Annotated in this window: 14 protein-coding genes; 6 read left to right on the top strand and 8 right to left on the bottom strand. The window is 38.6% G+C overall.

All coding sequences use genetic code 11. The features are described from left to right. Nucleotides 1-6: 6 nt before the first annotated feature. Entirely contained in the window at nt 7-1,338 is a 1,332-nt protein-coding gene (gene nqrF / locus DB42_RS00690) for an NADH:ubiquinone reductase (Na(+)-transporting) subunit F (protein WP_044881281.1), read from the bottom strand. A 165-nt stretch (nt 1,339-1,503) separates the two neighbouring features. Between nqrF and htpG the strand changes: the two genes are divergently transcribed. The 3 genes from htpG (at nt 1,504) to DB42_RS00675 (ending at nt 5,539) form a co-directional block, all read left to right on the top strand. After that, nucleotides 1,504-3,381 (top strand): molecular chaperone HtpG, encoded by a 1,878-nt coding sequence (htpG, locus tag DB42_RS00685; protein ID WP_044881280.1) that lies wholly within the window; start codon nt 1,504-1,506, stop codon nt 3,379-3,381. A gap of 82 nt (nt 3,382-3,463) precedes the next feature. Continuing rightward, nucleotides 3,464-4,600: a metallophosphoesterase family protein gene (locus DB42_RS00680; RefSeq protein ID WP_162180734.1), complete on the top strand. Its 1,137-nt coding sequence runs from the start codon at nt 3,464-3,466 to the stop codon at nt 4,598-4,600. A 315-nt stretch (nt 4,601-4,915) separates the two neighbouring features. Further along, a complete protein-coding gene (locus DB42_RS00675; protein ID WP_044881278.1) occupies nt 4,916-5,539 on the top strand; it encodes a hypothetical protein in 624 nt (207 codons plus the stop codon). On the opposite strand, the gene DB42_RS00670 is transcribed toward DB42_RS00675, so the two are convergent. Then, nucleotides 5,489-5,713 (bottom strand): tetratricopeptide repeat protein, encoded by a 225-nt coding sequence (locus DB42_RS00670; protein ID WP_044881277.1) that lies wholly within the window; start codon nt 5,711-5,713, stop codon nt 5,489-5,491. The two genes, DB42_RS00675 and DB42_RS00670, sit on opposite strands and share 51 nt — an antisense overlap. 688 nt (nt 5,714-6,401) lie before the next feature. Between DB42_RS00670 and DB42_RS00665 the strand changes: the two genes are divergently transcribed. From DB42_RS00665 to DB42_RS00655, 3 genes are read left to right on the top strand one after another with little or no spacing between them, the layout of a single operon-like run. Then, the gene (locus DB42_RS00665) at nt 6,402-6,872 is read left to right on the top strand and encodes a type III secretion system chaperone (RefSeq protein WP_044881276.1); all 471 of its coding nucleotides are present in this window, start codon (nt 6,402-6,404) and stop codon (nt 6,870-6,872) included. 9 nt (nt 6,873-6,881) lie between these two features. After that, nucleotides 6,882-9,101, top strand: coding sequence for a hypothetical protein (locus DB42_RS00660; protein WP_044881275.1), 2,220 nt, complete (start codon nt 6,882-6,884; stop codon nt 9,099-9,101). Then, on the top strand, nt 9,098-9,634 hold the full coding sequence (locus tag DB42_RS00655; protein ID WP_044881274.1) for a hypothetical protein: 537 nt from the start codon (nt 9,098-9,100) through the stop codon (nt 9,632-9,634). Before DB42_RS00660 ends, DB42_RS00655 begins: the two co-directional genes overlap by 4 nt. Nucleotides 9,635-10,088: 454 nt before the next feature. On the opposite strand, the gene DB42_RS00650 is transcribed toward DB42_RS00655, so the two are convergent. The 6 genes from DB42_RS00650 to waaF form a co-directional block, all read right to left on the bottom strand. Next, nucleotides 10,089-11,582 (bottom strand): NAD(P)H-hydrate dehydratase, encoded by a 1,494-nt coding sequence (locus tag DB42_RS00650; protein WP_044881273.1) that lies wholly within the window; start codon nt 11,580-11,582, stop codon nt 10,089-10,091. 49 nt (nt 11,583-11,631) lie between these two features. Continuing rightward, nucleotides 11,632-12,630, bottom strand: a complete 999-nt coding sequence (locus DB42_RS00645) for an NAD(P)H-dependent glycerol-3-phosphate dehydrogenase (protein ID WP_044881272.1) — start codon at nt 12,628-12,630, stop codon at nt 11,632-11,634. Between the two features lie 82 nt (nt 12,631-12,712). Beyond that, complete coding sequence (locus tag DB42_RS11670; RefSeq protein ID WP_255359343.1) at nt 12,713-12,844, bottom strand: hypothetical protein; 132 nt, start codon at nt 12,842-12,844, stop codon at nt 12,713-12,715. Beyond that, nucleotides 12,844-13,617, bottom strand: a complete 774-nt coding sequence (locus DB42_RS11665; protein WP_052435850.1) for a UTP--glucose-1-phosphate uridylyltransferase — start codon at nt 13,615-13,617, stop codon at nt 12,844-12,846. Before DB42_RS11665 ends, DB42_RS11670 begins: the two co-directional genes overlap by 1 nt. Continuing rightward, complete coding sequence (locus tag DB42_RS11660; protein WP_052435849.1) at nt 13,611-14,198, bottom strand: UTP--glucose-1-phosphate uridylyltransferase; 588 nt, start codon at nt 14,196-14,198, stop codon at nt 13,611-13,613. Before DB42_RS11660 ends, DB42_RS11665 begins: the two co-directional genes overlap by 7 nt. A gap of 668 nt (nt 14,199-14,866) precedes the next feature. Further along, nucleotides 14,867-15,931: a lipopolysaccharide heptosyltransferase II gene (gene waaF, locus DB42_RS00635; RefSeq protein WP_044881271.1), complete on the bottom strand. Its 1,065-nt coding sequence runs from the start codon at nt 15,929-15,931 to the stop codon at nt 14,867-14,869. Nucleotides 15,932-16,056: the final 125 nt, after the last annotated feature.

Below are 16,056 nucleotides of genomic sequence, written 5' to 3'. Positions count from 1 at the left end.
AGGGTGTTAGCTTCCAAAATCATCAAGAACAATGCTTTCACGAGGAACGCCATAATCCTCTAAAAGCTTAAGCACACTTTTGTTATGTAAAGGAGGGCCACAAACGTAGAACAAGCACTCTTCGGGTGCTTCCATAAACTTTAGCTGGCCCATTTCAAAAGCTTTAAAAAGATAATTTGTTTTTGTAGGGTCATTAGCGGGCCAGCCAGCTTCAAGATCACTAGGAAGGGGCTCAGAAAGAACTAAATGATAATGAAAATTGGAAAATTCTTTTTCTAGCTGTTCATAGTCAGCTTGATAAATGTTTTCTTTTAAAGAACGCGCTCCATACCATAGGGTTACCTTACGATGCGTCTGTTCTGTCTTGAACAAATGCATGATGTGACTACGTCCAAACGATGAGCCAGCGCCACCGATAAGAAAGATAAGTTCACGGCTATCTTGGATCATAAAGGATTCGCCATAAGGTCCTGAAAGCTTGATTTTATCACCTGCTTTTAAATTAAACGTATAGCTAGAGCAGATTCCCCAAGGAATTTTTTCTGCTAGCTTTCCAGCGATAAAAGGTGGAGTGGCAATGCGAATATTAAATCGTAAAGTTCGGCCTTCTGCTGGGTAGGAGGCCATAGAATAGGCGCGAATAACCTCTCCAGAGCCTGTAGGTAGATAGCTAAAGTCCAGAGAATGTCCTACTAGTCCAAATTTTTCCCAGTCTTCATGGTATTGAGGATGCATGGTGTTTTTCCAGCTCTCCGTATTCGCTTGGAAAGGAGGAACATGAAATTGCAAATATCCTCCTGAGCGATAAGGCACTTCTTCTCCTTGAGGAAGTTCTACGATTAATTCTTTAATAAAGGTGGCCACATTTTGATTGCTTATCACCGTGGCAGACCATTCTTTGACGCCAAGTGCATCAGCCTCAACATGCAGATGCAGATCGTTTTTGACTTTAGCTTGGCATGATAAGCGCCAACCTTCTTTCAATTGCTTCTTAGTAAAAGTGCCTTTGTCCGTCTCTAAAGGTTCATTGGCACCCTCTAGAATTTGCACCCGGCATTGCTTGCAGGTTGCTTTGCCTCCGCAAGGAGAGGGAATCGGAATACCATTGGAGCTCAAAGCTAATAAAAGTGTACTTCCTCCGGCCACTGTCTTGGTAAGAGAAGGATCTTCGTTAACTTTAATGGTGCAAGCTTCACTGCTAACAAATTTAGCACGGGTAAATAAAATGATCCCGGCAAGGCCGGTGCCAATCATGACAAAAGCTACAATGGCATAGGTCACAAGAAAAATGTCGATGCCTCCTAGGGAAGCTATCGTAAAGTTAAATAATGAATCCATAAGGCTTACTCGCTTGGCTATTTTTAGGTATAGCTTGCATGCTCATTTAACAGCAACTAATAAAACCTCACTCTGCAAGAAGAATAAAGAACTACTCTTCCCCTAAAAAAGGAAATTCTTTATGCTTTTCTTTTTTAAATCATACAATTTCATAGGGATTTAGACATGATCAAAAAGAATCTTGAAATTCATAGCGAAAATATTTTACCTATCATTAAAAAATGGCTCTACTCTGATAAAGATATTTTTGTTCGCGAGCTTGTTTCCAACGCTTGCGATGCTATTCGAAAAGTTAAAGTTTTACGTGACCAAGAACAGATACAAGCTAACGATGAAGACTTTAAAGTAGAAATTCAAATTGATAAGGATAATAAAACTATAAAATTTATAGATAATGGCATTGGAATGGATGCCGAAGAGGTGCAAAAGTATATCGCACAGATTGCTTTCTCGGGAGCAGAAGAATTTGTCCATAAATATAAAACCAATGAAGAAAAAGATCAATTTATCGGTCATTTTGGATTAGGATTTTACTCAGCTTATATGGTAGCAAGTAAAGTAGAGATTAATACTCTTTCTTATAAAGAAGGCGCAGAGCCTGTTTTTTGGTCATGTGATGGCTCTTCTGAGTATACGATAGAAAAAGGCAGCCGCGCCACCCGAGGCACAGAGATTACGCTTTTCGTGGACAAAGATAATGAAGAGTATTTGGACGAATATCGCCTTAAGCAGGTAATGCTTCATTACTGTTCATTTTTAGCTTATCCTGTCTATTTAGGCACCACCCATATTAATACCCAAGAACCTTTATGGATCAAAAATCCTGCTGATTGCACGCAGAAAGATTACCTAGATTTTTATCATCATCTCTACCCTATGGAAGAAGATCCTCTTTTTTGGGTGCATCTTAATGCTGATTATCCCTTTCACCTTAAAGGAATCCTTTACTTTCCTAAAGTGCGCAGAGATTATGATAATGAAAAAAATACGGTCAAATTATACTGCAGCCGGGTTTTTGTATCAGACAACTGCAAAGATGTAATTCCTAACTATCTGATGGCCTTGAGAGGAATCATTGATAGTCCTGACATTCCTTTAAACGTTTCCCGTAGCTACTTGCAGGTTGATCGTACAGTTCGTCAGCTTTCAGGACATATTGCTAAAAAAGTATTTGATAGCCTGGCTACGCTTTATCGCAATGAAAGAGAGCGCTTTGTAGCAAGCTGGGAAGATATCTCTATTGTAGTCAAGCTAGGTATATTGGAAGACGATAAGCTATATGAGCGGGTGAAAGATTTTCTTATCTGGAAAACTGTTGAAGGTGAATGGATTACCGCCCAAGAATATTTAGATCTCTACCGTGAAAAAACAGCGGAAAAGATCTATTATACAAAAGATGAACAGCATATGAGTTCTCTACAGGCCATGTATAAAAATCAGGGAATAGGAATTCTATGCGCCAATCATCCTGTGGATGTATATGTGATGCAACATTTAGAAAGGCAGCTAACTCCAGTTGTTTTTCAGCGAGTAGATGCCGCTTTGGCTGAGCATATTGTTGATAAAGAGCGTGAAAAAACCATTCTAGATGCTAGCGGAAAAACTGAGGCCGCCAAGCTTGCCGATTTTATTCGTGCCAAATTGAAGGATGACAAAATCGAGGTAGAAGCTAAAAGCTTAGCTAGCAATGCATTACCAGGTTTTATCCTGCAGGATGAAAATCAACGCCGTATGCGTGATTATATGGTAGCTATGAATCCTAAAGAAGGAGCCTCTCAGTTTGCGCATTTAGGTAAGAAAACCTTCGTAGTAAACACTAACAATGTTCTAATAAATGCCATCTACAAATTAGAGCCTAAAAATTCCGAGCTTGCTTCTGCATTAGTTAAAGAAGCTTATGAGTTGGCGCTTTTGTCTCAGCGCGAGATGGATCCTTCTTTACTAGAAAACTTTATTGCTAGGACAGTACATATTTTAGAAAAATTAGCTCAGGAAGTGACTCAGGAAGTGGGCGAAGTGACTCAGGAAGTGGGCCAGGAATAGTTATATGCAAACGTTCCTATTTGTCTTGAGCTGCTGCTTTATTTTTCTATTTCCGTGTTCAATGTGGGCAGATGAGGAGATCTTGAGTATTTATTTAACTTGGCAATATCATCCTCAATCGACCATGCATGTTTGCTGGATAACTCCTCAAACACAGGCTCCCGATCTCATTGAATACCAGAGGGAAGGAGAAGAGGTGTGGCATAGGGAAGAGAGCCAACATAGACCTATGCCCGCTCAGTTGCCTTATCTGATCCATCGTGTGGAGCTAGTAGGTCTAATGCCATCTACTGGCTATCGTTTTCGCCTAGGTGCAGATAAACATATTTACAAGTTTCGTACGATGCCTGCAGATTCCAATCTTCCCATCCGTTTTGTAGTAGGGGGAGATATGTATAATGGCTCTATGGAGATGATGGAGAAAACCAATCGAGCAGCCGCCGCTACTAATCCACTGTTTGTAGTTATTGGAGGAGATATAGCCTATAGTGCTGTAGGTGATCGTGCGATTCCTGAGAATCCACAAAAATGGATAGATTGGCTACGCATTTGGAAACAAACCATGGTAACTTCTGAAGGCTATCTCATTCCTATTATTCCCTGCATCGGTAACCATGAAGTACGAGGAGGCAACGGCAAGACACCGCAGGAGGCTGAATTCTTTTTTGCTCTTTTTCCTACTCTCGATCTTAAGAGCTACAAAGTTTTGGATTTCAGCTCTTACATGAGCTTGATCATCCTTGATTCTGGCCATGCTTATCCTGTGCGTGGAGCTCAAACTCTATGGCTCAAGCAAGTTCTAAGGCAGCGCCGTCAGGTTCCCCATAAATTTGCAGTTTACCATATTCCTGCCTACCCCTCTTATCGCTCCTACTATAATAAAACTAGCCGAGCAGTTCGCCGGCAGTGGGTCCCTTTATTCGAGCAGTACGGGCTCCATGTAGCTTTTGAAAATAATGATCATGCCTATAAGCGCACCCATCCTATCTGCAAAGGACGGCCTCAAAAGCAAGGAGTTTTATATATAGGAGATGGTGCCTGGTCGGTAGCCAATATAAGAACCCCCAAAACACCACGGCAAGCCTGGTATATTGCTAAATCATCTGCTACCCAGTTCTTTATTCTGGTGACAATAGACGGCAGCCATCGTCGTATACAAGCTTTCACACCAGCTGGCATGATAGTGGATGATGTTGTGCAAGAAGGTTTTAATAAATAGTTTACTATGTTTTCTTTTTTTAATTCGCCTTTTACGGAAATAAGCGCAATTGGAAAAAGAAAAGAACCCAAGATTTTCAATTGCAAGGGGTTTTTTAGAGACTAAATGGCGTCTATATCCTTAGATTCACCTTATAGGTCACATGTTTACTGCAGCGATGTAAATTTTCTTATTAAAAAAATATGTTAAGAGTATGCCTGAGGATGTAGGAAAAGGAGAAAATTTAATAGAGTTGTTTCATCACAATCAAGAATAAAATTTGCTTTAACTGACGAATATCCTCATAAAAGCACAATTAATATATAGGGGTAGAGCGTGAAAAATTCTTTCTTTTTAGGATGGCATAAAGCTTTAAAAAACTTTAATCAAAGCTATCAGAGTATGGATTTTATAATAGATAAATCTTTTATTATAAAAAAAATTTGCCGAAAGAAGTTAAGAAGACCAGGATTATCCATCTTATGCTTTTATCTGGGATGGGCAAGCTTATTAAATTTGCATGGGACAGAGCCGATAGCAGTTAAAAAAGGAACATTAATTGTTGATTATAAAACCGATCTTGAAGGGGATCGACTTGATCGCATTCGGTTTTGGTTAAAAGATGGCAACCATTCTCAAAAAATGTATCCTAAAGGCAATGCTTTTGTAGAAGATCGTAAGAATAGATCGCGGATAGTGGTCTTAGAAGACGTTACTCCAGGAGAATATACTTTAGAATTTTTGATCCCCAATAAGGATGCTTTTTTTGAAGAGTCTTCTTTAAGGCATATTCATCTACAAGCTGGTGAGGTGGTAAAAGTGGATAAAACCTTTAAAAGGCGGCAAGTCAATTACTACAGTGCTAAGCAGCTGCATGAGTGGAAGATCTGGTGGTCATTTCTTTCTCATTTAAAGCCTAAGCCTATCACCCAGACCTATCTTTCTAGGCATAATTTTTAAGTGTTTGTATACGAAGGAGGAATCAATAGCAAAAGCTTCTCTGATATACTTAGCTGCCAGTCCTAAATTACATTGTGCTTGGTAGATTGCTCCTAGGCTGCTGTAAACTCCTGCCAGGATAGGATGATTTTCTCCATAAAACTTAAAGTTAATGACAAAAGCTTTTTTTTGCATACCTAGCCGCTTGTGTTAAATCTCCTTGATCTTTATAGATTATTGCCAGGTTGTTATAATCGATTGCCACATGGATTATCCATGCTCATTTGCGTAACTCCTTTTATTTAAATTTAGCTTTATTTCTCTTTCAAGCTGCAGGTAATTTCAAACTACTTCCTTGCTGCTTCATATAGCCTTTCTTTAGGCATATTCAATGAAAGTAATACTCTTTCATTTATAATAAATCTACTTGAAATTCCTTTTTAATAAAGGGCCAAAAACCATTTTTTAAGAGTTTGCGCTTGCTTGAAACATTTTATAATTCATAAGGCTCACAATGTTATAAAAAATTTTAATGAATCTAGTCCTCCCAGGTAATATATTATCAGTTAGCCAGTTTAAATATAAAATGAAGGCAAATACTTGATAGGCACATGAGACTTCTTTACCACCAAGGAAGATTTATTCTAAATTTTTTTGCAGGCACATATAAGCCATTTCTACTAGGCGGCCTATATCTTATGTTATCTACAAGGCAGTTCGTATCTCATGACCACCTACCTCTTAGTTAGTTTCCATAAAATCGGTAAATAATACATTTTTTTTATGGTTTTTAATAAAATTTAATTTTTAATTAATTGAATTTAATAATTATTATTTATTATAATAAAGTTTAAATTAATAACCTTTTTATTAAAGGAAGTGTATGGAGTTAGAAGATCTACTGCTTGAATACGGAAGATCTAAACAATTAGGTAGACTTCAGCTTGATAGCTCAGGACTTTGCACGCTTTTAATGAATGGTCATTATCTTCTTACCTTTGAAAAATCACACGATCAGGAGGGTTTCTATCTCTATTCTAGTGTGGGAGATCTTCCCCTAGAAAAAGAAGGGGAGGTAATCTTAATGGCTTTAAAAGGGAACCTTTTCGGTAGGGAAACAGGAAGAGCAAGCTTAGGGTATGTAGAACAAACGCGCTCTCTAGTTCTATTTGAATATTTTGATAAAAATGAGTTGAATTATCTTCAATTCATTCAAAGGTTTAATCAATTTGTGAAATATTTATTTTATTGGATAACTAAGCTAAAAGCTTCTGCTTCACCAGATATGGATAAAAAAGCAGCGGTAGAGCCTCGGCCTACTTTCCATCATAGTAAGAAAATCTTTTATGCATAAGGATTAACCATGCAGCCTCCTCTTGTACGTTCCCAACAAGCTTTAAAATCTTTCTCTTTGTCAGCTCCTGCCCCTGTGGCAGATGAGCATCAAGTTTCTAGAACAGATAAGCACAATTCTGCCATTCCTTCTAGCTCTATTGAGAAAATAGAACTCTCTGACTCTGCCCTAGTGATCAATCGAGTAGAGGTTTTAAATGAAGAGGAGCCTTATAGGGCAGAATCCGAAGTAATAATAGCGGAAGTGGAACAACAATTAGAGAATACAGAAACACTCCTATTGCTTGAATCAGAGCCTATAACAACGCTTGCTGAGCAGAAAAACGTGTATGCTTTAGAGAGCTTTATTAAGAAAACTGAAAAGCGAAAAAAGATTGAAGGACATTTAGGAAGTGCTTATAAAGCAACTCAATGGGCACCTGATAAGCTGCATAAATTAGCTCTTGAACCCTATGGCCATATAGCACCCGTTATAGGCATTCCTCCAAAATTAGGGGAAATAGTAGGAAACGTTATCTTGCCCGTATCAATTATACGAACGGTTTTGCGGGGCGTGGAAATTATCGGGAAAGGCGCTGTTTTGATTGTGCAGGGGCTTCAGTATCAGCAGGCAAAAAAACTCTTAAAGCAGAAAGTGGAAGAAGTTAAACATCATCCGCAAGATGAAAAGCTTAAAGACTCTATTAGGATTCTCCGCAAGTTTATTAGTGCCCAAAAACGGGAATTAAAAAATAAAGTTATTAACTTTACTCTCTCAGCGAGTTTTATAGCCGCCAAAAGTACTAGCTTGGTTTTAAGTGCCTTAAAGCTGGCGGTTCCTGCCGGAAAAACAGCCTTGGGTTGGACCCTATCTTTCTTAGATATAATGATGAAAACGATTGGTGTATGGCAAGCTCAAAAAGCTAGAGCCACTCATGAGATTTGGATGCTAGAGCTTACCAAAGATCCTAGGACCTTTCAACAAGCGCAAGATCTGTTAGCCAAACGTGAAGAGCGCTTACTTTTACGTAAATTTCAGGCTTTTTCTTTTGAAGAAATTAAAGATAATCTAGAAGAGAAGGGCATGGAGTGCGAAGCGCAAGGAATTATAGATAAAGAAACTTTTGAAAAAAAAATTACCGAGCCTTCATTTAGAGCTTTCTTGCTCCAAAACTTTATAGAAGATATGGATCAAACTGAAGATACCATCAATGTCATGACGAGAAATAGTTTGCAAACGCTAGCAGAATTAAAAGTCAGAAATGAAAAAAAGTTTTTTAATTTTAAGCTTATATCCTCAAATCTAGAACTTATACTTGCTTGTCTTTCCACCACTCTAGCGATTACCCTACAAGTTTTAGCCCTTACCGGCGTGATTGCTTTAGCTTCCTCGAGTATGGCTCTGCCTGGCTTAGGCTTTTTTGTTTTAGGAATAGCAGTAATGGGCATAGGTCTTTATTTCTTTTATAGATATAAACCTCATCTTTTTAAATGTGTGATACAGGGAGTGGGGGTGCGTCTTGAAGTATTTCAGCTTCCTGCTAAAATCCGTTCTTGGCAATTAAATAGGCAAGAAGAACGGATAGGCACACTAAAAATTACAAGTGCCAGATATGAGCAATTGGCAGGCTTATTGGAGCAGCAAAAGACATTGGAGGCTACTGCTTATCCTATTGAGTTAAGGAAAACTCTTGAAAAATTATACAAAGAAACGAAAAAGAAAATCGATGAGCTAGAAAGCTATGGGGAGCAAGCGCAACTGGAAAAAATGATGGAGGAATTGGATAGAAAGCATGAAAGGCAGCTTAAAATGCTAGAAAAGGAAAGCCAAAAACAAGAGCGATTAAAGCGGAAGGTGGAATCCTGGGTAGGAAAAGAAGGAAAAATTACGCGATTGCAGAATCGTTTGAAGGAAGCTGGCAGTGCAGATTTTGCTATAGCCAATGGCTTAATTACCCAAGCTGAAAAGAAAGCGATGAATGTGCCTTTAATTATTATGGAGAAAATTTTAGAGCCTAATTCTTCTTTCGAGTTTGACGAAGAAACTCAAAAGATATTAAAAGAAAAAATGGGAATAGATTACCAAGCCCTTAAAAAGAGGTCAGATCAAGTGGATAAGAATGCTTTGATGGATAAGCTAAAAGACTTTTTTAAAATGGATAATACAGAACTGCTAGCGTTAATGAAGCAACAGCTTAACAATTTAAAGGCTAAAAAATACATTAACTATTTAAAAGAGCAAACACCATGACAGAAGAAAAATTTCTAAAGCAATTCCAACAAGCGTTGAGGGACGAAAAATTTGACTGCTCTTATATAGAAGCTACTGATCAAACTTTCTATCCACGTCTTCTCCTCTTTCTAGGAGTAGATGATAAGGAACGGGAAAAAATTTTAGAGGTAACTGCTATAAAACAAGAGTTAATGCAAGGGCTTGACTCTTCAGACAATCCCTTTTATCGCATCCAGTTTCAAGCTGTTTTTCCTTTCAACATTCATCCCCAAGCTTCTACCCAAGTAAGTAGCCTAATCTGTTATTTAAATCGCTTGATTGAACTTCCGGGATTTGAGATGGATGAGATAAATCTAACACTTAATTATCGTTATATCCTGTTTTACGGAGAAAGTAATTTCAATAAAAACCTTTACTTTTCTATTATTGGCTTAATCATGCTTACGCTAGAGCTTTTTAGTTCTACTTTAGAAAGAGTTGCTAGAGGAGAAACTACTTTTAATCAAATATTAGAAGAAATCATTAAGATTGCCCAGCAAGTTAAGCCTTAAATCTTTCGTAGTAAGCCCTTCGTAAAAAATAAGTTGAGCCTACCCTAACTTTTTTATCCACTCGAAAAAGGCACGTGCCCTATCTAAAAAGACCCTTAACTTTCTTTTCTTCGCTCTTCTTGGTAAGGAAAAGTGTTTAAAATATACGATTACATAGAAAAGTTGCTTATAAAGGGTAGGCTCTGTTTTTTTTCTTAAAGTAATCTTAGCGAAGAGGCTTTTTAGAAATCCTACTGTTTAAAGAAATTTTGCCTGCATCATCTAAAAAATAAACGAACTTTAAGAAGGCGGACTGTCTCTTTAAAAGGTTTTTATTAAGTATATGTATGCCTAAAGAGCTGCTCAAAAGCATATAACCACAGCTTGAGTGTCTTCAAAAAGCCTGTTTGGCGCCATGCTTTTTTATCGGAAGATTGAAGTTAGCAGAAAGGAAATTAAGCTAAGATAAATGGCCTTATTTTAATAGAGCTTTATAAGCATGGGGAAGGTGAGTAATTATATCAGAGGCTGTCATACAATAAGAGGTTTTCTCTTTAGCTGCCTGTTCACCTGCTACAGCATGCAACCAAGTTCCCAAGATTGCGGCTTGAGGAGGCGGCAAGCCTTGCGCTAGCAAAGCTGCAATCATCCCTGTTAATACATCCCCACTCCCTGCAGTAGCCATTCCTGCATCACCTCTTGGATTAACATGTATAGGCAAGTTTGGCTGCAAAATAAAGGTAGGCGCTCCTTTAAGTATCAAGGTAACATTTTTATCATTAGTAAATGATTGAGCTAATTCTAGCAGTTTTCCTGAGGCGAGAGGCCCTTGCTCCGCTCTTAAGAGCCTTAACATCTCTCCATGATGAGGAGTTAACACTAGCTCTTTAGGTAAAGGTACTTGACTCTCAGATAGCAAAGTTAGCGCATCTGCATCTAGGACACAAGGTTTTTTAATATGCTTGAGGATATATTTAAGAAGGTAAGAGGTTTGTTCTGTTTTCCCTATGCCAGGCCCTATATAAGAAGCGGACGCTTTATTTATAGGCTCAAGGATAGCCTCTAGGTTCTGCAAACAATAGCTTTGCCGCACTAGTTCTACAGGGGCAGCTGCAAGGGCCGCTTCCATTTCTTTAGGATGAATTAAACGTACAATGCCTGCTCCTGCCGTTAAGGCTGCCCTTGCAGAGAGAATGGCAGCCCCCGGCATGTGAGGAGAGCCTGCTAGGGCTGTCACATAACCACGTTCATATTTATGCCAACATCTTTTAATAGGCGGAAGTAGCGGCTGCACAATGTTTTTAGTCAGCATAATCATATCAGTAGGAGCCTGATCGATAAATTCTTTAGGCATCCCGAAGTCTATATGATGTAAGCTACCTACATAGTTCCAGCCATCGTTTATAAAGAAGCCCTTTTTAGGGGCGCCTAAAAAAAGAGTTTGAGTGGCTTGAATGACTTCACCTTCCGCAATCCCCGTATCACCATTTAATCCTGAGGGAATATCGATGGCTAAGATAGGTAATTTAGAGGCATTGGCACGCCCTACTATACTAGCAAAAGGCTCTTGTAGGCTGCCTTTAAATCCTGTGCCAAAGAAGCCATCTAGGATAACTCCTTCTTCAGGAAAAGAAAAAGAGGGATCTTTTGTCTCGCCACCTGCTTGCTTAAAACGATGATAATTCTTGATACATAAAGGGGAACCTGCTTCTAAAGAAACAGCTTGCAAAGCACATACTTTACATCCTTTCTTTAAAAGATAGCGCCCTGCTACGTAAGCATCTCCCGAATTGTTACCTTTAGCACACAATAAGATAATATATTTAGCAAGCTGATGGATGTTAAGATACTCTTCTACCATTTGAGCAATGCTAGCGCCTGCCTGCTCCATAAAAAATTCCTCAGAAGCGTTATCTTGGTAGGCTTGCGCTTCTAAATTCCTCATCTGCTGTGCTGTAAAGACTTTCATGCTTGATCTCACTTAAGTTTTTGATCACACATTATCATGGAGAAAATTTCTAAAGATGTTCTTCTTTAATGGTTCTTTGCATTAGAGCTTTAACAGCTTCTTGAGGGGCAAGATTTTCGTAAATGATCTTATAAACAATCTCGGTGATAGGCATACTTACATTCAGCTGATGGCTAAGCTGTAAGGTGGAAACGCAGGTATAGGCTCCTTCTACAACCATTTCGATTTTAACAGCTGCTTCTTGGGGAGATAACCCTTGTGCTAAAAGGTATCCGAAACGAAAATTCCGACTCATCAAGGAGCCGCAGGTTAAGCATAAGTCACCCATTCCTGATAAGCCATTTAATGTTTCAGCTTTACAGCCTCTAGCAACAGCGAGCTTGCGAATTTCATGTAAGCCACGTGTCATTAATGCTGCTTTAGCACTATGACCTAATTCTAATCCTTCAGCCATACCGCAGGCAATAGCGATGATATTTTTTAAGGCTCCGCCATAGGCTACTCCGTGGATATCAGGATTAGGATAAACACGAAAAGTATGAGTGGTAAAAGTATCGGTAACAATGCGCATCACTTCAGGAGCATAAGCAGAGCCAACGACAGAGGTGGGCAGTTTTCGTATAACATCTTGAGCAAAACTAGGTCCACTTAAAAAAGCTACTTGCTGGCGAGTATCTCCTCCTAACACTTCTACGACAACATCAGGAAGAATAAGCCCTGTATTTTGCTCAATTCCTTTAGAGGTAATAACGATAGGGCATTTAGGAAGTCCTAGCTTTTTAACTTGTTCAAAGACAGGGCGAATGCCTGCTGAAGTGACAGCCTCAACAAGCATATCAACTCCTTGCAAAGCTTCTTTTATATCTGTTGTAAATTTCATGCTGCCATTGAATGTATGGCCTGGCAAGTAAGGATGTTCACGCTTTTCTGTTAAATGTTTAACGAGCTCGGGTCGTGCGGTCCAAGAGATTAACTGATATCCTTTGGAAGCTAATAGTGATGCCAGGCTATATCCCCAGCTTCCGGCTCCTAGGAATCCTACTTTCATAATTTTTTACCTAAATTATATCTTTCATAAAAATTATCAATTTTTTCTTTTACTCTAGACTTGTCGGTTTGCAGATAAAAACCTACTTATCATCATCGCTAATCCCTACACTAGCGAAAAATTTAAAAAAGCCTGTCTCTTCTAACTGAGACTGATTGTAAAAGCCGGCTGAAACCAGACGTTTGAAGGGATGGGTAAAGTGGAATGAGGGCATCAAATATCCAAGCATCCGATGTCTCCAAAGTAGCCTTCAGGGGGCAAAGCATGATTTTTCCATTGGTCCACGTAAGAAGGAACGGGGTAGTAAAAATCTTGTGCTAGCTCAAAGGGAACCAAAGGAGCTTTTTTGCTAAAAAGCTCCTCATATAATTGTCGATCTCTAGCCTGCAAGGCATCCTGGACACTCGTAGGGCTATCTTGACCACGTAAGTTTTTTAGAGGAGCAAAGCATCTTTCTCGTGGGCAAAGTAGCGCTTGAACTTTATCGGCAAGAGGAAAAATGTCAAAAATAAAATGCTCAAATTTCCATCCTTTTTGGGAAGAATCGATTAAGCTAGGTGTCTTTTTGTAAAGAGCATGGAGAGGCATCTTTATTTTTTTATCACAAATTTTTTCAATAAATGATAGGCTGATGCAGAATAAGCTGATATTAGCACAAGGGTGCTTAAGAGAGCCGTCGGACAGCCTTGCATAGCGTTCACTTTCAGGGAATTCAGTATATTCAATGACCTGAACTTTTTGGTACTGCTTGACGATAACCCCTACCTTTTCCTCCGGATCTGCTCGCAGCGTACACTTGATAGTAATATCATTCTGATTACGAATATGCATGCCAAATAGCTCAGCATCAAAAGGATCGGCTAAGGGATTATCAATCATAACAAAATTTAAATGCTCAATGCCCATTTTTTTCCATTTGGCTAAGAGACCTTCCTCCCAAAATTGATGCAGGCAGGCTCCATTGCCGTTAGGCCCTTCAGCTAACAACCCTTTTTTTCTAAGAAAAGGTTGCCAGCTTCATCTAGAAAGGGGAGCATGGGTTGAGCAAAGAAATCCAGCTGTTCTTTTCTTAATTGAAAATAAGCATGGGTTTTAAAATAGGCTAAGGTCCTCTCATGATTAAGAGGGGATGTCATGATAGCTGCCTGAAGAGGATGAAGGGCTAGCTTACTTGCTGCTACAATCTTCTCAGAAAATAACTGAAAAAGGCTTTTATGGCGTATAAGGCTAATAGGATATAACCCTTTAGGTCCCTCTAAATGTAAGCGTGTCCCTTGCCCTCCAGCTACAATTAAGCAACCCAAGCGTCCTTGCTCGATCGCTTCTTTGCCAAGTAATGCATCTTCTAAAGAGCCCACTTTTTGATAATCTAGGAAAGGATCTACAGAAATGTCGCAAAGAAAGCGTGCGTTAATTACAGCTTGCTGCTCATGAAAAGCATCGATATCTAAATTTTCAATCTGTTGCAATAAAAGGTTTTTTTCTGCTTCATTAAGTTCATGCCAATAGTTAAGGAGGTGAGGCTGTTGAATGCTATTGAGCTTGGCTATTGCCCTATCATAATTCATGCATATATTCCTTAAAAATAAAATTATTACTCATGATCGCTTTCTTTTATCATGTAGTCTCAAAAATTTGAAGGCATACAGGGAGCAAGCAGCTTGACGGATTATTATCTTTACAAGGTTTAACCTTATGCGCGGATAAGAAAAATAGTTTATTCTTTGGCAACAGATTTTTCAAGAACCATTTTTTTAGAAGGCAAATTAATTAAATTTTTTAAATTATTGTCAGAGTCTTGAAAGTTTTTTTGCGTTTATGCCTAGCTTAAAGCCTAGTTTTAGAAATATTTCAAAAAAAGTAGAGGGGAAAAAATTTTAAAAAATCGTTATAGAGCCTTTAGGAAATAAGTTTATCTGATTATCTTCTAGCGATCTTTACCGCTTATCTTGCGCCTTTTTCTTCTTAAAAATCGTTTAAAGCCTTCTGTTTTCTTTCTTAAGAAAGCGCAAAACATCAAGAAATCAAGAAAGCCTTGCTGAAGATTTAACAAATCCTCTTAAAACTTTAAAAGTTAAGGGAGAGAAAGCTTTTTGGCAGCTTATTATTTTAGGCGACGCTAATTTCTCAAGCAAACTGCATGCTTGAGAATTAATCGGTAAATTGTTAGCAATCTTTTCTAGACTTATGCCCTAAGGAAAGGCTCAGGAAGAGGTTAATAAAGGCTATTTTTTTATCAACAGCTATTTTCTTTTAACAATCTTTCAAGTTGTTCATAGACTTCTTCTACCTTGATCTTGGTCATGCAGCGAAAATCAATAGGGCATACACGCTTGTAGCAAGGAGAGCATTCGACATGTTTATGAATCACCAACCCTTGAGGATAAGGACCTGTTTTTATCTCATTAGTAGAGCCAAAGAGTGCTAGCAAACGTACACCCAAAGCAGCAGCGATGTGCATAGGTCCGCTATCATTTGTAAGAAAGATAGAGCAACATTTTAGCAGGGCTATCAACTCGCGAATAGATGTGCGTCCTGCTAGATTAATTGCACGGTTAGGCAAGTCTTGGCATATTTGGTTCACCACCGAAACTCCGTTACTATCGCCAAAATAAATAACAAAAATATTCGGGTTTTCTAATAACTTTTTCGTTAATTTATTAAAGCGCTCAGGCGGCCAGCATTTAGCCGAGCCATAAGCTGCTCCAGGATTGATGCCTACCAAAATATTTTTTTGAAGGTCAATCCCGCAACGATGGAGAAAATGATGAGCCTCTTGGAGTTCTTGAGTACTTACGTAAAGTTGGGGAGGCGTAGAGGAAACGGGAATGGCTAAAGGGCCGAGTAACGTTTTATACGTAATAACTTGATGCTGGAATTCCTTGTTTTTCGGAAAAGGTATAGCTTTGTTTAGCAAAAGACTTCTAAACCCATCGGCAAATCCGAGGCGATTTTGAACTTTTCCTTTTAAAAACCACCAAGCTGAGGAGAAAGAATTTGTTAAAAGAAGACCTAAATCATATTGGCCTTTTTGCAAAAAATCGATAACCTCATAATGATGAAACTTGTTTAACCAGCTCTTAGGACGTTTAAATGCGTAAATGGAGTTGATATCAGGGTGATTCTGAAGTACACTATCGATAGGTGTTTGGCATATAACTGTAATTTTAGCCTCTTTCCATTGCCTTTTTAAATCGGTTAATAGGGGAGTGGCCATGACAGCGTCACCTATCCAATTGGGCATTCTTACGATAATATTCTTTGGAGGCTTAGAGGGCCAGGGGAAATAAGGGGTTTTCATGCTTTTTAACCTTAGTTGGTTAGGCATCTCTTGAGTTATAAAGCGAAACTTAAGTATAAAAGGAATATACTATAGAGCAAAAATAGGTGTCTGTCCAAATATTTCTTAATAGGTAAGTTTTGAGC

The organism is Neochlamydia sp. EPS4 (assembly GCF_000813665.1).
Taxonomy (GTDB): Bacteria; Chlamydiota; Chlamydiia; order Chlamydiales; family Parachlamydiaceae; genus Neochlamydia.
The sequence above is the reverse complement of the archived record's forward strand: the minus strand, read 5'-3'. Positions and strand labels throughout refer to the sequence as shown.

Coding starts and splice junctions, on each gene's coding strand:
- DB42_RS00655 (WP_044881274.1), top strand. CDS start 9,098: ATGACAGAAGAAAAATTTCTAAAGCAATTCCAACAAGCGTTGAGGGAC.
- DB42_RS00650 (WP_044881273.1), bottom strand. CDS start 11,582: ATGAAAGTCTTTACAGCACAGCAGATGAGGAATTTAGAAGCGCAAGCC.
- DB42_RS11660 (WP_052435849.1), bottom strand. CDS start 14,198: ATGAATTATGATAGGGCAATAGCCAAGCTCAATAGCATTCAACAGCCT.
- DB42_RS00645 (WP_044881272.1), bottom strand. CDS start 12,630: ATGAAAGTAGGATTCCTAGGAGCCGGAAGCTGGGGATATAGCCTGGCA.
- DB42_RS00665 (WP_044881276.1), top strand. CDS start 6,402: ATGGAGTTAGAAGATCTACTGCTTGAATACGGAAGATCTAAACAATTA.
- waaF (WP_044881271.1), bottom strand. CDS start 15,931: ATGAAAACCCCTTATTTCCCCTGGCCCTCTAAGCCTCCAAAGAATATT.
- DB42_RS00670 (WP_044881277.1), bottom strand. CDS start 5,713: ATGCAAAAAAAAGCTTTTGTCATTAACTTTAAGTTTTATGGAGAAAAT.
- DB42_RS11670 (WP_255359343.1), bottom strand. CDS start 12,844: ATGCCCTCATTCCACTTTACCCATCCCTTCAAACGTCTGGTTTCAGCC.
- nqrF (WP_044881281.1), bottom strand. CDS start 1,338: ATGGATTCATTATTTAACTTTACGATAGCTTCCCTAGGAGGCATCGAC.
- htpG (WP_044881280.1), top strand. CDS start 1,504: ATGATCAAAAAGAATCTTGAAATTCATAGCGAAAATATTTTACCTATC.
- DB42_RS00660 (WP_044881275.1), top strand. CDS start 6,882: ATGCAGCCTCCTCTTGTACGTTCCCAACAAGCTTTAAAATCTTTCTCT.